Here is an 18,489-nt window from a genome sequence, read left to right on the forward strand (position 1 = left end):
CACTGGTCTCGGACGGTTCTCGTGATTCTATATTGCAATAACAGCTTAATTAAAGCCAGAGACTATAGACGTAGCAATGTCATTGTGAGGGCCAAACTCTGATTTAATAAACTCGCACAAAAGTTGCAAGTCTATTTTACGGAGTTTTTAGTGTTAAGGATCAAGGAGTGGTTATAACTAATTACTCTCGTTGCAATCAACCAGGTAATTAAACAAACGTCTGATTGAATGGTTTTTTGAAAGGGACATAGGATAGGTCCACCTCTGCCATCTTTTTGATCCATTTAGGACACAAAAATGATCCACTCGTGACATTGGTGAGCCAATAAAACACAATGAAGCAAACATTTGATTAAACCACTTTATTAAAGATGATCCCTTAATTTGTAGATGAGTGATAAAATAAAGTAAATAACAACATGAGAATGGAGATTGAAAATGAAACATAGAAAAATTCAGATGAACAAAAACTATATTCCGCTCCCTTGCGATATAGGCGATGAAGTTTTTCGAAATGGATTCTTTCATTTCAATATTTCTCGAATAGTAGAGCACATACAATCCGGAATTCTTGAAGTTGAATTAGACACAATTGAAGTAAAAGATTGGTTCAAACATCACTTCCATAGCAGAATAAACGAGGAGCACCTTCCAACAGTCGACGTCAACAAACCGATAATTCAAGCTGAAATCAGACCTAATATGTATGAAATTATTGATGGAAACCATCGAATAGAAAAAGCATATCGAGAAGATATCCTTACAATCCAATCTTATAAACTAAAAGGGGAGCAACTCTTACCCTATTTTACAGAGAAGCAGAGGTATGTGGCTTATGTTGAGTATTGGAACTTAAAAATAAAGGATCATTTTTAATACCGTTAATGAAGGAATTCATGAACGAAGAGAGAATATAATATCGATGTATCAACTACTCATCTAGGTGACTAATTCTACCTAACCTTTATCCACGTAAAAATGATTAAGCTATTTGCTATAACCTCTGAATTTAAAATGGTACAAATCCCCTAGTAACACAACAATCCTATTATGTGCTAACCCTCATAACTCCTTCTTTATCCCAACATCACAACCACTCCACCCTATTATCTATGAAGTACAGTCCCTCCCCCAATGTCTTATAAAACCCATTATTGATAATAAAACAAGAAACTTAAATAAAAAGGAGCTAATCCATGTCCGCAAAAGTAACTAGCATTGGATTAAAAGGTTTAGAAGGTTACCGTGTTCAGGTGGAAGTGCAGGTAACGGAAGGGATTGAGACCGTTATTATTGTTGGGTTACCGGATGCATCTGTTAAAGAATCAAAGGAGCGGGTGTCCGCAGCGCTTTATAGTATAGGTTTTCCTCTAGTCGATTCTAAAGTTGTCATTAACCTTTCTCCAGCTGAGCAGAAAAAGAACGGTCCGTTATTTGATCTCCCTATCGCGATCGGAATTCTGAAAGAACTTAAAGCGATTAAGGACAAGATCCCTCCGAACACTGGATTTATCGGTGCACTATCTCTAGATGGCACGGTTCTACCAGTTGAAGGGATGATTGCCGCGATTTTGGCCGCGAAAAAGTTGCAGCTTCAAACGTTATTCCTACCATTTGATCCCACCATTCCTGTGGTAGAAATAGAGGACCTCGAATTGGTCTACATTCATACCATTCAGGATGTGGTTGATCTTCTCTCCGGTCAGCAGATCCTGTCAGTGCCAAAGCCAAAAGAATCGACAGATGAACGCTTTCATTTTCAACGGAACTTCAATCAAGTAATTGGCCATGACTTCGCAAAGCGAGCTTTAGAAATCGCCGCAAGCGGTGAACATTATTTCTTAATGGATGGTCCACCAGGCTGTGGAAAAAGCCTTTTAGCCGAAACGTTCCCATCCATCCTCCCGCCACTAACAAAAGAAGCCCAACTTGAAAAGATTAGTTTGTATCAATTAGCTGGTGCGTCGTACGACTCGCTCACTTTGCCATCCTATCGTCACCCTCATCACTCCGCTTCATCTGTATCAATCATTGGTGGCGGAACCAACCCAAAGCCCGGAGAAGTTTCGCTTGCCCATCGAGGTGTGCTATTTCTGGATGAACTAGGTGAATTCTCAAAGAAGACGCTCGATATGATGAGGCAACCTATGGAGAAGGAGAAGGTGACGATCAGCCGGGTGCATTCGACTGTTACATATCCTGCGAAATTTATCTTCATCGCGGCAATGAACCCCTGTCCATGTGGCTACTTTGGATCGAGTGACCACTATTGCACCTGTTCAGAGAAGCAAATCAAAGCTTACAAAAGTCGCGTATCGGGTCCCATTTTAGATCGAATCGATATAATACTCTCGCTAAAACCCGTGAATCTGAAAGAACACAATTTTGGTGGGATCGAATCATCAGAAGAAGTGAAAAAGCGGGTAATTGCTGCAAGAGAACGCCAGTATGATCGTTATGGAAAAGAAGTTTGCAACGGGAGCGTTTCATTTGAGCAACTCACAAGCAGTAGCCCTCTAACACCACTTCAGCAACAAAACCTCCAATCTTTATCAACTGCACAGGGATTCAGCAATCGCGTCCAAATCAAAATCATTCGACTGGCGAGAACGATCGCTGATTTGAAAGGCGACGACATCATTTCAGATGAAGCCATTGAAGAAGCCCTTCTATTACGGAAACTATCTCTCCGTTCAATCCAATCCTTCCACAAAAAATTACTCACAGGAGAAAACCATAATGTGCACTACAAATAGAAACGTCATCGTCATTTGTCATGCCTCGTAAAGCGAGACAAAAAAGCCATACAGGAATCTATCACATTATCTATAGAGGAGCAAACAGACAGGAAATCTTTCACGATAATGAAGATCGACTTCAATTCCTTCAAACTCTCGAAAAGTACTCGACCTTATATAAGGTGAAAATCTATGCGTGGTGTTTAATGAGCAATCACGTTCACCTTCTGCTGAAAGAAGGGAACGAAGACATTTCTATCACAATAAAGCGCATCGCCGTAAGCTTCGTCAAATACTATCATTTTAAATACAACACATCCGGCCATCTATTTGAGGATCGATTTAAAAGTGAGAATGTCGAGACAGTGGAATATCTCCTCACCGTCGTTCGCTACATTCATCAAAACCCTCTAAAAGCTAGAATGGTAAGGGCTGTGGAAGAATCGGGGTGGAGTAGCTGTCGACAGTATTATCAATTAACTTCGATTACGCGTTTTGTAAATTGTGATTTGATATTGAACATGTTTGGAGAAGACAGAACGACGGCTATTGAGCGGTTTAAGGAGTTTAACGAGACAGTAAACGATGATCGCTGTTTAGAGGATGTAGATACTGATAGGAGAAGGTTGACTGATGATGAAGCGAGATCAGTTATTAATAGAATCATTGGGAAGATTGAAATCGCACAGGTGAAGAGTTTACCGAAAGAGAATAGGGATCATATTTTACGGAAGGTGAAGGGTATTGAGGGAGTTTCGCAAAGGCAGGTGGCTAGGATATTGGGGGTTTCGCAGACTTTGATTTATAGGGCGTGAATGATTAAGCGCATGTTTATATAAGGTGAGTGGTAATGGTTGAGAATTTGTTCCTTACCTATTTTTTTGTATAGAGTGAATCACGAGAACCGTCCCGGTGATTCTTTCTGGTGATTCTTTGTAAAAATTGTTTGGAGTATATAAGAAAAGAATCAAGATTCACTTTTTCTAGTAAAATAGAATCGTTTAATAGGTCTTCTAATTAGTTCAAACAGACTGTTTTCAATTAATTGGTAACCAATTCACTCTGTCACATAAATCTCATTTATAATCTATTATGGAAGAAACTAATACAAATAAAAACCAGGAAGAACTGAAAAAGGAGCTACTTATGACTAAAAAACGTTTCTTACTTACTGGCATCCTTTGTAGTGCATTATTTATAGGAGGTTGTTCTGCGTTGACTAATTCAAATGATGAGACTGGAAAAGAGAATGAACAAAAAGCTGATAAAAAGACTGAAGAAGAAATGATAGAGGACAAATATTATGTTTCAGTTCAAGACTATACAGGTGAAGAGTATACGCTTGATAACGGTGAGGAAACAGATAAAATAGCTGAAGAAAACCGAGATGAAGTGGAGAGAGCAATCAAGAAGTACTTCAAGGATGAGTACGAAACAGAGGTTAAGGTACATAACATTGTGGGAGCAATTGATGGTGCCACTGTATTTGTTGAATCAGTTGGCAACCCGCATTTTTATTCTTATGCGATTATTCCAATAGATAAAGATAAAGTAGAGGTAGATTCTGAAGGTGTTTGGTCGCAGGAAGGACAGATTGAAACATCGATCGTTAGTGGTTTGTATGCATGGATTTATGAAGACGAATTTAAAGAACTTGATAAGTTTGTTGAGAAACTTCCAGAAGAATATCCTATTGTTGGCATAAGAAAAGAAGCGAATGAGAATGTCGGAGGAGGTTATTATACAACTCCTTATTATAATGTCACTATATTTGGAGGTCGTATCAAAGAGTTATTCCCAGAATATCTGGAAAACCCTAATAAGGGAATTGAAGAATGGAGAAAGATGGTGAATAATTCTCATATTGATCCTTCAATGATTTCAATTTCGATTGAGATGTATATGAAGGAAAAAGATGTTGAACCTGACAAATCTGCTTTTAATGAAATTGTAGACAAACTAACTGAAAAAGAAGGTTTGCCTGCTGGAGAATATAGCTTTTTTCTTCATGACAATCAAATTGATAAAACAAGCGGACAGAATAATAAAGAAAATTCTCTTGAAAAGGGTGCGCCTCATTATCTTGTAAATGATTAATGAAATATTAGAGCTCTTTGCAAAATTGCTCAACAGTACAATTAGAAGCATCTATTCACCGTCTGATGGAGGCATTCAAAAAGAAGTTAGAAGCAATCATCGGTTTTGGACTAAAAGAGAGTCATTCCTCTGAAAATATGAAGTGAACTTAAGGAGTAAGCAGACTCCTACACCGAATTGAAAGAACTGAAAAAAGGAGCTTGTATGACTAAAAAGAGATTACTATTTCCTGGCCTCCTTTGGGGCCTATTGCTTTTGGCAGGATGTTCTGCGTTAACTCATTCAGTTGATGAGTTAGAAAAGAACACACAATACGAGGAGACTAACTCGAGTGAAGATCACTATTATAAACCTGTTCAGACATATACTGGAGAAGAATATTCTCTTCCGAATGGTGATCAAACCGATCAAATTGCTATGGAGCATCAAGAAGAAATACGTGATGCCGTGAAAGCTTTTTTTAAAGAGACTTATCATACAGAGGTTAAGGTACATCACATTGTTGGAGCGGCAGGTGGAGCATCTGTTTCGGTAGAGTCAATCGGTGAACCGCATTTTTACTCGTACGCCATTATTCCTATCAACAAAAAAAACAAAGAAATAGACCCTACAGGAGTATGGTCGCAAGAAGGACAAGTTGAAACTGCAATCGTCAGTGGCTTATATGCGTGGATTAATGAAGAAAAATTCAATAAGTTGGATGAGTACATAGAGAAAAAAGTGAAGAAACATCCTATTGTCGGAATTGATGAAGAAGCTCTTCAAAACGGTGTGGGAAATTATCATACCACTTCTTATTACAAAGTCGTGATTTATGGTGGGGTTGTGGAAGAAAAGCTTCTAGGTGCGTATATGGATCAGCCTGACCGATCTAAAGAAGAGTGGGCTGATAGATTAGCAGGTGAGAATGTCGATCCGTCGATGATAGGAACTCTCATACAATTGTATATGGAAGAGCCGAAGATTGATCCAAGCAAAGAAATATTTGATGAAATCGTTAAGGACCTGTCTGATATGGAAGGATTAGCTGCAGGGCAATATGGTTTTATTCTACATGACAATACAATCGATAAATACAGTGGGGAAAATATAAAGGACAATAGTTTAGAACGAACTTATCCTGATGAGATTATTAAAAGATAACCGAAACTTGGAAATGATAAAAAGAAAACCTTCTTAAGATATTGCTTATCAATCAAAACAACAACATAACCAATAAAGAAGGTTTTCTAGACTTAAGTACCTATTAAAAAATGCTTTCAATTGTTCCACTATAAGGATCTACATAATACCAGCCCCATGTTGCTGTGTGAGCTGCTTCCGTACCTTCATCCACTAGTTCATAGACATGGATGACGTACCGTTCGCCTTCATCATGGTCATGCTCCACGATTAATTCGGGATGATCCGCAATGTTTTCATGTTCAATCACCGCTTCAATAGCTTCTTCGGGCGACATTTTGTTACTTTCTCTTTCCTTGCGATCTTTTTCACTTTCAAATTCTGGACCGGTATACATGACATAGGCATAGGCGGGCTGATCACTTGGTTCTACCTTAGAATAGTTTTTAGAACCTTCAATATAATAATAGTTTCCATCGCCTTCTGTCGTTTGGTTAGACAATTGACTGAACCAACCAGTCGATTTAACTCCTGAACTCACTTCAAATATGATCGATTTAACACTGTTATTGTAGTAGCCAATATATAATGGCCCATACTCCGTCACGTGATCATGTGACTGCATTTCATCCCGGTCAGGCCCTTCATACGTCGGGGTTCCAAGTTTGTTCTTTACTTGTTCTAACGTCATGCCTAATGTAATTCCTTCAACTGAAAATTGACCATTTACAACTTCAACACCGCTTGGGTTGATGCTAACAGGATTTTGAACTTTTTCTTTTTGTTCTTCTTTAGCAGGTGGATCTTGGGAAGTGGTTTTTTGCTTAGTGGAAGAAGGCTTAGACTCTGTCGTATCAGAAGTCGCCTCTTTCTTGTCTTGATCCTCTTCTTTATCATGATCAATTAGAATAGAATGGTTCTCTTCTTTATAAAATTGGTCATAGATTTTCTGATAAGTGCCATCTTCTCTTGCTTTAAGCAATTTTTCATTTAACAATTTTAATAATTTCTCGTCTTCACCTTTGACGAGATAGACCCAATAGCCCTGTTCTTTGTCATCATAGTAATAGGAATAAGTCATTTCAAAGCTAACATCACTATCAGAGTACTTCTCTTCGTCTGGCACTCCTGTCATCACATTGATGACATTGTCCTCAAGTGCTGATTGAGAATCCTTGAGGCTTCCCATTTCCTTTGATTCGATTTCTACTTCACCGTCTTTAAATACTGCTTTTAACAGCGCAGTTCCAAATTTGTCATTATTGTCAGTTACAATTTTTTCTGTTTTCTTTGGTTGTTGTTTGGTAGAAGGATCTGCTTCGGTTTCTTCATTAAATACACAACCTGAAATTAACAAACAGAAGGTTAATATGGATAAAAACCTTGGCAACTCATAACTCCCTTTCCTTTTGAATTGGTTAGCAGTTCTATAGTAACATGATAAACTGGTAAATATATCAAAACATAGAATTTTAGCTGTAGAACGAACTAGAAAAAGCTAATCCAATTAATAGTTTTAAAAGTTATCAAATCTGTCTAGACAACGCGGTGTTCTAAATCAAATCGCTCGCTAATCAAACGTTTGTTTAATGAAAAAATCGAAGGGGCTTTATAAATGATGATTCGTAAAAATAATGAATTAAGCAATTCTTTAAAAGAAATCTTCAAATATGCAGATGGTGTTCACGTCCTAAATCCTGGAGTGAATCTCAATCATATAATAGAAGTTGAAAAGGAATTAGCTATTACTTTTCCAAAAATCTATAAGGATTTTTTACAAGTTTGCAATGGTGGGGAACTATTTATTCCTGGTTCCATTTTGTCAGATTTGTATCACCCTGACCTTGGTGTAATGAAAAAGGGCACGTCATACATTAACGAATCACTCAGTAATAGGTTAAACGGAACAGTGCTGCATAAGAGAGTAATAAAGCCTATCCCTGGAACATCTATTCATTAAAAGTTTGATTAACTTTTACCTAGAGTAAAGTTTTAGTGATCTTTTTTGAGCAATTGTCTTCAGGTTTAGAGTTATCGTCAAACTTGCTTGTAAAATGACAATAAAAACAGGTATGCTTCTCCGGATTGAGAAGCAAACCCTGTTTTATTCTTTGGTGAACGTTCAAAATTGGGATTTGCTTCTTTGGTTTTTGTTTTGTATAAGTAAGTGAATCTACAGAACCCTTTCACTGATTCAAAAAGGAGCTACTTATGACGAAAAAACGATTCTTACTTACTGGTATTCTTTGCAGTGCATTATTATTAGGAGGTTGTTCTGCATTACCTAATTCAAATGATGAGACCGGAAAAGAGAAGGAACCAAAAAGAGATAAAAAGACTGAAGAAGAACGAATAGAAGATAAATATTTTATGTCAGTTCAAGATTATACAGGGAAAGAATATACGCTTGATAACGGTGAAGAGACAGATAAAATAGCTGAAGAAAACCGAGATGAAGTGGACAGCGCAATAAAGAAGTACTTCAAGGAGGAGTACAAAACAGAGGTTAAGGTACATAACATTGTGGGAGCAATTGATGGTGCCACTGTATTTGTTGAATCAGTTGGTAAGCCACATTTTTATTCTTATGCAATTATTCCAATAGATAAAGATAAAAAAGTGGTAGATACTGAAGGTGTTTGGTCGCAGGAAGGACAGATTGATGGAGCTATTATAAGTGGATTATATGCTTGGATTTACGAAGATAAATTTAAGAAGCTTGATCAGTATTTAGAAGAAAAGGTGAAAGAGTTTCCTGTAACAGTTATCTCTAAAGAAGCTAACGAAAATGGCGTTGGTAATTATCATACAACTCCTTACTACTCAGTTGCTATATATGGTGGCGTTATGGAAGAGAAACTTTTAAAAGCATATATGGATAACCCTCAACGTCCAAGAGAAGAATGGGTAGAAATGCTAGATGGAGAAACACTCAACCCTGCGTTCATAGGGATCCTGATTCAACTGTATATGGAGGAACCAGAGGTTGAACCCAACAATGAAATTTTCGATCAAATTGTGAGTGACTTATCGGAGATGGATGAACTACCGATTGGAAAGTATAGTTTTTTACTGCATGATAATACGGTCGATAAGACAAATGGGCAAAACAACAAGGAAAATACTTTAGATAGAGCTGCTCCAAATTATATTATTAAGGAATAATGTCTTAATATTCTTTGAAAAGGTGGACCTTAGCTGCAAAATCTTACTTAAGACTCCAGATTCCCACTTCTCAGTAGATAAAAACGGGGAAGTGTGGCACTAACTTATTATTTAGACGAGAAACCTTTCCCTCTGTAATCGGGAGTGAATAGGAGACCGATCGAGAGGGGGATTGGTTTCTTGTTTTTTTGTATAGCACGTGGGGAAATTGTGGATTTGGATTTGGCAATTAGGGTATTTAATAAAATAACATGTAATTATTTGTAAAATATATTTTCGGTGTGCAAAAAAGGAAAGAAGAACCATTTTTCTAGTGAAGTAGAATCATTTAAAAGAGAGATTAATTGGTTCTAATGGATTATTTTCAATTAATTGGGAATCAGGTCGCTCTGCCTCATGAATCTCATTTATAATCAATTAAGGGAAGAAACAAATACAAATATGAACTAGGAAGAACTGAAAAGGAGCTACTTATGACGAAAAAACGACTCTTACTTACTGGCATCCTTTGTAGTGCATTATTATTAGGAGGTTGTTCTGCTTTGACTAATTCGAACGATGAGACGGGAAAAGAAAATGAACAAAAAGCTGAAAAAAAGACTGAAGAAGAAATGATAGAGGACAAATATTTTGTATCAGTTCAAGATTATACAGGGAAAGAATATACGCTTGATAACGGTGAAGAGACAGATAAAATAGCTGAAGAAAACCGAGATGAAGTGGAGAGAGCAATAAAGAAGTACTTCAAGGAAGAGTACAAAACAGAGGTTAAGGTACATAACATCGTAGGAGCAATCGATGGTGCCACTGTATTTGTTGAATCAGTTGGCAAGCCGCATTTTTATTCTTATGCGATTATTCCAATAGATAAAGATAAAAAAGAGGTAGATTCAGAAGGTGTTTGGTCGCAGGAGGGACAGATTGATGCTGCAATCCTAAGTGGCTTATATGCATGGATTTATGAAGATGAATTTAAGAAGCTTGATCATTATTTAGACGAAAAAGTGAAAGAGTATCCTATAGTCAGTATATCTGAAAAAGCTAATCAGAATGGGGCTGGAAATTATCATACAACCCCATATTATAAATTGGTCATATACGGTGGTATCGTGCAAGAAAAACTCTTAGATGAGTATTTGAATAATACCGATCGCTCAAAGGAAGAGTGGGTGAGTATGCTAGAAGGGGAATCAATTAATCCGGCTATGGTTAGCGTCCTGATACAGTTATATATGGAAGAACCTGATGTTGAGCCAGATAAAGAGATATTCGATGAAATGGTAAGTGATCTGTCTGATATGGACGGGCTTCCTGTGGCGAAATATAGTTTTTTGTTACACGATAATACAATTGATAAAACGAATGCACAGAATAATAAAGAAAACACTCTAGAAAGAAAAGCACCAAATTATATTATTAAGGAATAATGTCTTAATATAATTTGAAAAGGTGGAGGTATACTTGAAAGCTGTTCAGCACAAAAAAATTAATGATGTGGATCTTGTAGAACTGTCAGGGTTTCATGCATATCGGAATCCATCCTTAACAGAGCTTCTAAAGGTAAACAAAAACATTTACCAAGTTGTTGATCGAATTAATCTCAAGGCATCAGGATTAAATGCGTTTACTGTTCAAAAAGTTACCAATGAAATAGATTCAAATGAAGTAGCGGTAATTTTTGTAGGAACTAATCCAAAAGACATGAAAGACGTATTTACTGATTTACAACTAATTGGTTCTGATATTCCTAGACAATTAAAGGATGCGGCCATATATTTTGAAAAGATGGAAAAAGAATTCGGTGATATTTCCTACGTAGCTGGAAACTCCCTCGGAGGTGCACTTGCAAACTCAATCGCAGTACAAAATCAAGATGTTAAAAGTGTAACTTTGAACCCAGCCATTTTACCTGGTGAACTAATCCCCTCTTCAAACTTAAACGTAAATAGCACCAATTACTTTATGGAGTATGACCCGTTGACAAACGGAGAGGAAGCTTTGGGTCTTGGTGATCGTATACCAGGGAAAGTTTATCGAATTGGAGGGGGAACTCCGACAGGATCTCTTCTTTTAGGTGCTAACCATACAGGTTACCTAGAAGGTGATATGAAGGATCAACAAGTAGAAGTTGGTACCGAGGGCGATGTCGGTTACGGTTTTATTCGCGTTGGTGCTGATGAACACATTGTCACGAGTATTTGGACAGGAGATTCTCTCCACGGCGGGAATTCAAGTCGAATCGAATTGAATGCAGATACGATCAATACGCTCTATCAAGGAATCTATGATTTGGTTGGAAATCGTCTATCCCTTTCTTCCGAATACATTGGGAATTCCGTGAGTATCGTCGAGGACGAGAGAGCGAAATTTGAAGAACGTGTAACAAATTTAAAAGAAACGTTCTCTACGTTTGTTGAGGATCTAACTTCGTCCCCTGTCTTAAAAAGTATTACCGCAACCGGTTACCTTATCCAGTTTGAATTGGATAGTATGAGAACGATGTTAACGATGGCCGAGGATCGTTTTAGAAGCCTGAATGCGTTCCTCAATTCCCCTCCAGCAGAAATTGCTGAACACCTTCTTAATATGGATGTGAGTGTGGAAAGCATTTTTGGAGAAATTCGCAATAAAATTAATGAGATCGAAAGTTCATTTGAAGATCTTATACAGCATGTCACTTACATAAGAGAAGAGAAACTACCTGAATTATTTGAGGGAGGAACCGATTTCATTTATGATGCTGTGGTTGGGGAATTAGCCTCTCATTATGACATCATTAACCAAAATAACGGTTTATTGTCAAAGCAAATCATGAGTTTTGGAACAAGTGTTTCGGAAACGGCAGCTTCCCTTTTCGATCGAGAATTATCTCTAGCTGATTCCATTAAGTCTAAAGTGAATCAAGTTCAAGACATAGGGAAAATATCAAAAGTAGAAAAATCACGTTTGCTGGACTCTCACTATTTACCAAATGGCCTCTCGATTAAAGAAAAGGTATTGGAAGAAGGAACGGAGACATTTATCCAAGCGATTTGGCAGTTAATTATTCCGCCTCTTTCAGCGATTAAGAGTGTCCTTACTTTATTCAGGAATTCATTGACTCTATTGATTCAAACAATCCGATTCATTAACGTCCAAGCTACCTCTTCTTTGCCAGCAAAATTAGTAGGTTTGTTTAGTAACTTTGATGAACAAATTAATGAGCTCATTTCCATCACGCTCACGCCATTAGAGCAACTACAAAATATGGTGGAAGGACTTGAAGAAGGAACTCAGCAGTTGTTAACGAATTTCCCTGATCTGATCGATCGCTTTAAGCCTTATATTGATACAGCACTGTTTAACATTAGTAAATATCAAGACGTTCGTTTGTACAATTTAAGTTCGAACACGATTTTAGAAGAAATGATTCTATTATTCTCAGATATCATCAACCAGCTTTCACATCAAAAAGCAGTATCTGTGGAAGCCCTTGTCGAAGAGTCAGAACAAGTGGTGGAGAATCTTAAAGTGTTTCATTCACAGGTTGAGAGAGGGACGATTTTTTAAGAAGGGGAATCGAATCGTTGGGGACGGTTCTCATGATGCAATCTATATTTAGAAGGAACAATGATTATTCAATAGTTATTGTTCTTTTTATTTATGGTATTGAATCAACAGAACCGTCCCAGCGATGCCAGCGATGCCAACGATGCCCACAATCCAAAAAAAGGAGATGCAGATGAACAAACAAACTATAAAAAACAATCGCAGTAAAATAATGTGGAGTTTCATTAATGTTGCTTTAATCGCTAGTTATATTGTATTAATGTTCGATTCGAACACTCATAATAATCTTTTAGCTACATGCCTCTTCACGTCGTACTGGTTTATTCGAATTCTACGTTATGGATTGAACGAACGGGCAGAGGGGAATCAGAAACGTGCTTTATATCATTTGGGGCTGGCCATTATCGTCGGTATGGCTATCGTTGTGGTAGGAGTGATTTATTTGTTTGGGCTGTAGGTGAAACAGCATAGATTGTTGTGCTATGCTGTTTTATGAGAACTGCCTAATTGGTTCCGAAACTATTCAATGGGAATTAATTTTACTTTTGCGCGTGTTTCAATTAAGTCCCCGTTAAAGGTATAGAAAACATAATCACCATCACCTACCCCGTCTCCTAGAATCGTGTTAACGGTGGTACTTCCATCTGAATCCATCACAAAGAAGTTTGATCCATCACCCACATTAGTAACCTGATAACGCCCTTCTGGGACATCTTTACCTACTACATACTGTCCTGCAATAAGAATGATTGGCTCTTCCTTTTTTTGTGTAATCACATTTTCGATATCTTCAAGAATACTCTTTTTAGATTTGATCGTTTCATTTACTTGATTTAGTTCTTTTTTATTCGTGTCCAGGTCGCTAGTGATGCTATCTAATTCCTTTTTTGTTTCTTTAAAATTGTTTGAGAGGGTGTCAATTTCTTTAGTGAGTTCGTCTTTATCCTTTTGTAGTGCAGCTAATTTAGAGAATTCAGCTTCTCGTTCTTTTTGTACAATTTTCAGTTCATCTTTCTCAGATATAATGGTATCTTCTGATGTTTTCACTTTTTTGCTTAAGCTTTCTAACTTGCTTTCAGTTTCATTAATCTTTTTTTGAAGATCCTCATAACGCTCCTTAGCAGATTTTGTTTTTTCGTGATTACTCAGTTCTTCATTAATAGATACTAATTTGGTTTCTGCTGACTCGATTTCTTCCGTAAGTTCTTTATACTCTTTACTGGCATCTTCTTCTATATTTCTATTCAATCCGAACATAATACCAAATAAAGAACTCACAATAATACACAGTAGAAAGGCTAAAGCGATCCCACCTTTATTAATAAACTGATAAAAACGTTTAAGGTACTTTTCCACTACAATTGGTTGTTTTTCCCTCCAGATGGATATTGACCAATAAATCAGAGCAGATAGGATGATTAGTAAGAAAGGTGAAACCCAAATTCCTGGGCTAGTAGATAGAATGAGACTGGGTATCGCTACTAATAATGAAATAACTGCTGACAAAAGAAATTTCTTTGCGTTTTTGTTTTTCGTAAAATACAATACAATTCCAACAATGAATAAGATTGGAGTGGAAAGTAAAGCTATTAAGAAAGGAATAATGAAAAATTCCACAAAGCAACCTCCTTAACTTATTAAGTAATGTACTTGGAAATTTCTAATGAAAACCCCAAGCGGAAATGATAGTAATTAACACCTTCTTAAGAGCTATGTTAATAATATGAATGAGTTAAGTATTTATTCATAGAGCGGACGCGGTATGACGGAATCATTGAACGGTTCTCTTGATGAGCGTTAGAGATATAGGGGATTTCCACCAAGGAAACGAATTAATCGACTCGTGGCATTTGTGATTACTATTAAACACTTAAGCATCGTATTCGGAAGTCAAACGATCCTGCTCATAAAAAAAGCACCTCTTCCAATAAGGGAAAGGTACTTTTACACATTTATTTAGTTTTCTCAATAACCATATTTAACGTTTTTTTAATTTCCTTCAGCTCTTCCATTGCCTTTTCTTTTTCATCTGATTTAACAGCTTCAAGATAAGACTGTGCATGGGCAGAAAGGGTTTTGTAAGCTTCTTCGCCTTCCATGCGCTGGATGTCGCTTGAAATCATATCGATGAAGAGAGCACCTTCTAGAGCAGTAATCGTGGATTTATCTTCGCCCCATTCTTCTTCGCTCTCTTCATATTCATGAAGAGCTACTTTTGAGAAGCCGCGAATAAACGCATGGTTAACAGCTTTTGGATCGATTTCAGCTACATCGTTTTCAAGACTAAAATTCTTCTCGATTAGTGCTGCATCTTCTTCAGCGTGGTTGTTAATATAATTTGAGATCGATTGATAGAATGCCCATCCTTCAGCTTGTTCTACGCGAGCATGTTCAGGATCTTCTTTTGCTTCCTTAGCTGCTTTTGTTGCATATCCTTCAGGTAGAGCGCCAGTTGCAAGGTAGAACGTCTTCATCAATGTCTTATCAACCATTTGGGTTCCGAGTACAAATTGAAGATTGTCATCGTTTTCGACAGCGGCTTCCATTTCACTGAAACCAGAGTCGATTTGAGCAACCATGGAAGTATCGTACGCCGCGTCACGCTTTTCGACCGTTCCTTTTAACACTTCATAGTATTCCTTCGCTTCTTCAATCTCTTTGTTCACTTCTTCTGTATTGCCCCAGTTTTCTTTCACTTCGTCAAACTCATGCTTTACCGTTAAATAGAAAACCTTTTGCATGAGCTTATCATAAATTTGTTTCACAACTTCTCCATCAAGGTCACCAGATTTTCCAGCTTCTAAAGCAGAAGAGATCTGTTGATCCATTTCACCTTCTCGTTGCTCAACAAGAGGTTGTAAATCGTTATTATAAAGATCAATCACAGCCTGATAGTCGACTTCTTCACCTTCAGAAGCTTTCTCAAGCTCTGCTTTCCCTTCATTAAAAGAAGAAATGAAATCAGCATCTTCTTCCTTTTCTTCACCATTACCTTCATCCGCTTTTTCTGTGCTATTCTGTTCTGATTTTTCATCAGAAGCATTTTCATTGGCAGAATTACCATTTGATTGTCCGCAAGCAGCTAGAACAAGTCCTAGCGCAAGAAATAAATATAAGACCTTATGTTTCAACACGTTTTGTTTCCTCCTATTTCCTATGTAGTAATCGTTATCATTTCATCATTAGCATATAGAGAATGATTCTCATTGTCAACCGGTAAATGAGAATTGGGGGAGCGGCATAGGCGGCATAGGCGGGACGGTTCGTGTGATTCATTTTAAGGCGAAAACGAGATAAAAGAGCTAAATAACTGAAGGAAACTCATTCGTAATTACAAATGATTTTGGATGTTTGGTAAGAGCGTAGAGCAGCAACAAATTTCTTAATACCTTTCAAAAGATAGCAAGCGCCCAGTTAAACAAACGTTTGATTAACTGGGTATAAACAGATTTATTATAATATCCTCATACAGATGAAGGGAATTTTATAAGGAAAAAGAATATGTTAACGTACTCGAAATAATCAGGAGGTGATTATGGGAGATTGATAGCGTTCAGAAAGGAGATTGTTCCTCCAGTCCTCCAGCTGAATGGATCTCACTCAATAACAAAATTCTTAAGCGCATAATATATCTTATCTAAGTACCAAGACTTCGTTTCCTCCAATCTCTAACTCCGTTTTATCAAAACTTTGTTCTCATCTTTATCTACTAGATTCATACCCAGGCTTTCTATTCTGATAATTATTTCACTCTCATAACATAACGTTACCTCAATCGTCTCCGTTAATTGGAGAAGTATACAAACCCAACAAGCCCTGACAATCAATTCAGAAATACCGTCTCGACAAATTAAATAGGGAGAGTAATCATGCCACGAGAAGCAAGGAAAAGAAGCAAAACATCGATTTATCATGTCATTTTTAGAGGAGCGAATCGTCAGGGAATTTTTCATGATGATCATGATCGGATTCGATTTCTTCACACTCTTGAAAAGTACGCCCTCTTGTACGAAATGAAATGCTATGCGTGGTGCCTGATGAACAATCATATCCATCTGCTATTAAAGGAAGGGAACGAAGAGATCTCTTTGACGTTAAAGCGGATCGCTATAAGTTTCGTCCAAACCTATCATTTTAAATATCGTACATCGGGCCATCTCTTCGAAGACCGCTTTAAAAGTGAAAATGTAGACACGCTCAAATACCTTCTTACCGTGGTGCGCTACATCCATCAAAATCCACTGAAAGCGCGGATGGTTAGGAATGTAGATGCTTGGCCATGGAGCAGTTGTGGGGACTATTATCGGGGGTATTCTGAAACGAAATGGTTAGATTGTGATTACATCCTGAACCTGTATGGTCATGATCGCCGTTTAGCTATTGGACATTTTAGGGAGTTTAATGAACGAGTCACTGATGATTGTTGTTTAGAAGATGTAAACGACAAAAAAAGAAGGTTGACCTATGATGAAGCGAGAGACCTCATAAAAAGCAGTCTTGGTGTAGTGGAAATTGCTCAGGTTAAGAGCCTTCCTAAAGAGAGAAGAGATCCGTTAATAAGAGAGTTAAAACGAATAAAAGGGGTGTCACAACGGCAACTGGCAAGGGTATTGGGTGTATCACAAACGCTGATTTCTAGGGCGTGAATCGGGAGAACCGTCCCGGCGATTACCGGCGATTCTACATCAAGTCAACAAAGTAACTTAATAGCATAAAGAAAATGATAGCTGAAACAAGCAATACAAACGAGAAAACAATAAGCAATAGCCTAGAAACAAACCAATTAAATCTCTTATATACCCTACTTGCCACAAATTGGGTTAATCCGACCAATGGGGATGATAGAACCATTAAATAGTCTAAGTCATGAACTACCCATCGATAAAATCCTTGCCCTGCAGATTTACTTATGAGATATAAGAAAGAAAAAAATAAATTGAAGCACAATGATATTCCGATAAATCCACATACTGTTGCCAGAAACTCCATCAAATCTTAAACATCCTTTACTTTTTGCTTTATATTAACAGCATATCCGGAGTACAAGACATACCTTTCCATTTAGCTTTCAATGACTACTATAATAAGTCAAACAAAACAAAAAATAAGATTGCTAATACCAATAATAAGGAGTATAGGAAAAGGATCATTCTAGCTGTAAACCAGTTATACTTTTCATATAATCTAGTTGCTACGAATTGCGTCAATCCCAAAAACGGAAATATTAATATCGTTAATATTCCAAAATCATCGTAGGTAACCCAGTGATAAAATCTTTTTCCTGCAGATTTACTAACCATATATGAAAACGAAAAAAGCATATTGAAAATTAATGAAAAGCCAATAGCACCAAATATAACTGTTATTACATGCATCATGTTCATCGTATCCTTTTCACTATTTAAGAATTTATTGGAGATGATTTATACCAATCCGAATAATTTATCTGTTGCATTTCATGTGTCTTTTGCTTTCTCATCAGTCTTAAATAACGTTTTGCCAACAGCTGCAGCCTTTTTGTTTTAGGTTGATTCGGAAAAATAAATAAAGGAAATAAAGAAACCGAGATCTAGGAGAATTAGCAGAACGGAGAATAAAACAAGCATCCCTCTCGCTTTAAACCAATTAAACCGGTCATAACAGCGACTTGCTACATATTGGGTTAACCCGAAGAACGGAAAGGAGAGGAGGACCAGTATCTCTAGGTCCTCATGAGTAGCCCAATAATAAAATCCGGTCCCTGCTGATCTACTGACGAGATATAGTACTGAAAAAAATAAATTAAACGTTAACAATACGGCAATAACTCCACAAGCTA

General features: G+C 37.2%; 14 protein-coding genes. 11 read left to right on the top strand and 3 right to left on the bottom strand.

What is annotated here, in order from left to right:
* Positions 1–438: 438 nt before the first annotated feature.
* The 5 genes from ACIFPW_RS12655 (at position 439) to ACIFPW_RS12675 (ending at position 5,978) form a co-directional block, all read left to right on the top strand.
* Positions 439–876 carry a hypothetical protein gene (locus tag ACIFPW_RS12655; RefSeq protein WP_430244724.1) on the top strand — a complete coding sequence of 146 codons (438 nt, stop codon included), beginning with the start codon at positions 439–441 and terminating at the stop codon, positions 874–876.
* Positions 877–1,196: 320 nt separating this feature from the next.
* Positions 1,197–2,756 carry a YifB family Mg chelatase-like AAA ATPase gene (locus tag ACIFPW_RS12660; RefSeq protein ID WP_430244726.1) on the top strand — a complete coding sequence of 520 codons (1,560 nt, stop codon included), beginning with the start codon at positions 1,197–1,199 and terminating at the stop codon, positions 2,754–2,756.
* Positions 2,757–2,776: 20 nt separating this feature from the next.
* Positions 2,777–3,553, top strand: a complete 777-nt coding sequence (locus tag ACIFPW_RS12665; RefSeq protein ID WP_430244728.1) for a transposase — start codon at positions 2,777–2,779, stop codon at positions 3,551–3,553.
* Positions 3,554–3,953: 400 nt separating this feature from the next.
* Entirely contained in the window at positions 3,954–4,835 is an 882-nt protein-coding gene (locus ACIFPW_RS12670; RefSeq protein WP_430244730.1) for a DUF1672 family protein, read from the top strand.
* 204 nt (positions 4,836–5,039) lie between these two features.
* The gene (locus tag ACIFPW_RS12675) at positions 5,040–5,978 is read left to right on the top strand and encodes a DUF1672 family protein (protein WP_303535113.1); all 939 of its coding nucleotides are present in this window, start codon (positions 5,040–5,042) and stop codon (positions 5,976–5,978) included.
* Between the two features lie 103 nt (positions 5,979–6,081).
* On the opposite strand, the gene ACIFPW_RS12680 is transcribed toward ACIFPW_RS12675, so the two are convergent.
* Positions 6,082–7,347: a hypothetical protein gene (locus ACIFPW_RS12680; protein ID WP_430244732.1), complete on the bottom strand. Its 1,266-nt coding sequence runs from the start codon at positions 7,345–7,347 to the stop codon at positions 6,082–6,084.
* A gap of 225 nt (positions 7,348–7,572) precedes the next feature.
* On the opposite strand from ACIFPW_RS12680, the gene ACIFPW_RS12685 reads away from it, so the two are divergent.
* The 5 genes from ACIFPW_RS12685 to ACIFPW_RS12705 all read left to right on the top strand — a co-directional run bounded on the left by ACIFPW_RS12685 (position 7,573) and on the right by ACIFPW_RS12705 (position 13,128).
* Positions 7,573–7,917, top strand: a complete 345-nt coding sequence (locus ACIFPW_RS12685; protein ID WP_430244734.1) for an SMI1/KNR4 family protein — start codon at positions 7,573–7,575, stop codon at positions 7,915–7,917.
* Between the two features lie 251 nt (positions 7,918–8,168).
* Entirely contained in the window at positions 8,169–9,122 is a 954-nt protein-coding gene (locus tag ACIFPW_RS12690; RefSeq protein ID WP_430244736.1) for a DUF1672 family protein, read from the top strand.
* Between the two features lie 473 nt (positions 9,123–9,595).
* On the top strand, positions 9,596–10,549 hold the full coding sequence (locus ACIFPW_RS12695; RefSeq protein ID WP_430244738.1) for a DUF1672 family protein: 954 nt from the start codon (positions 9,596–9,598) through the stop codon (positions 10,547–10,549).
* 34 nt (positions 10,550–10,583) lie between these two features.
* Positions 10,584–12,671, top strand: a complete 2,088-nt coding sequence (locus tag ACIFPW_RS12700; RefSeq protein WP_430244740.1) for an SA1320 family protein — start codon at positions 10,584–10,586, stop codon at positions 12,669–12,671.
* Positions 12,672–12,843: 172 nt separating this feature from the next.
* Complete coding sequence (locus ACIFPW_RS12705; protein ID WP_430244742.1) at positions 12,844–13,128, top strand: hypothetical protein; 285 nt, start codon at positions 12,844–12,846, stop codon at positions 13,126–13,128.
* Positions 13,129–13,190: 62 nt separating this feature from the next.
* On the opposite strand, the gene ACIFPW_RS12710 is transcribed toward ACIFPW_RS12705, so the two are convergent.
* On the bottom strand, positions 13,191–14,288 hold the full coding sequence (locus ACIFPW_RS12710; RefSeq protein WP_430244743.1) for a hypothetical protein: 1,098 nt from the start codon (positions 14,286–14,288) through the stop codon (positions 13,191–13,193).
* A 335-nt stretch (positions 14,289–14,623) separates the two neighbouring features.
* Entirely contained in the window at positions 14,624–15,805 is a 1,182-nt protein-coding gene (locus tag ACIFPW_RS12715; RefSeq protein ID WP_430244744.1) for a hypothetical protein, read from the bottom strand.
* A gap of 735 nt (positions 15,806–16,540) precedes the next feature.
* Here ACIFPW_RS12715 and ACIFPW_RS12720 point away from each other — a divergent pair.
* Positions 16,541–17,317: a transposase gene (locus ACIFPW_RS12720; RefSeq protein ID WP_430244746.1), complete on the top strand. Its 777-nt coding sequence runs from the start codon at positions 16,541–16,543 to the stop codon at positions 17,315–17,317.
* The last annotated feature ends 1,172 nt before the right edge of the window (positions 17,318–18,489 follow it).

This window comes from Pseudalkalibacillus sp. NRS-1564, from assembly GCF_050467905.1.
In the GTDB taxonomy this organism is placed as follows: Bacteria; Bacillota; Bacilli; order Bacillales; family Guptibacillaceae; genus Guptibacillus; species Guptibacillus hwajinpoensis_B.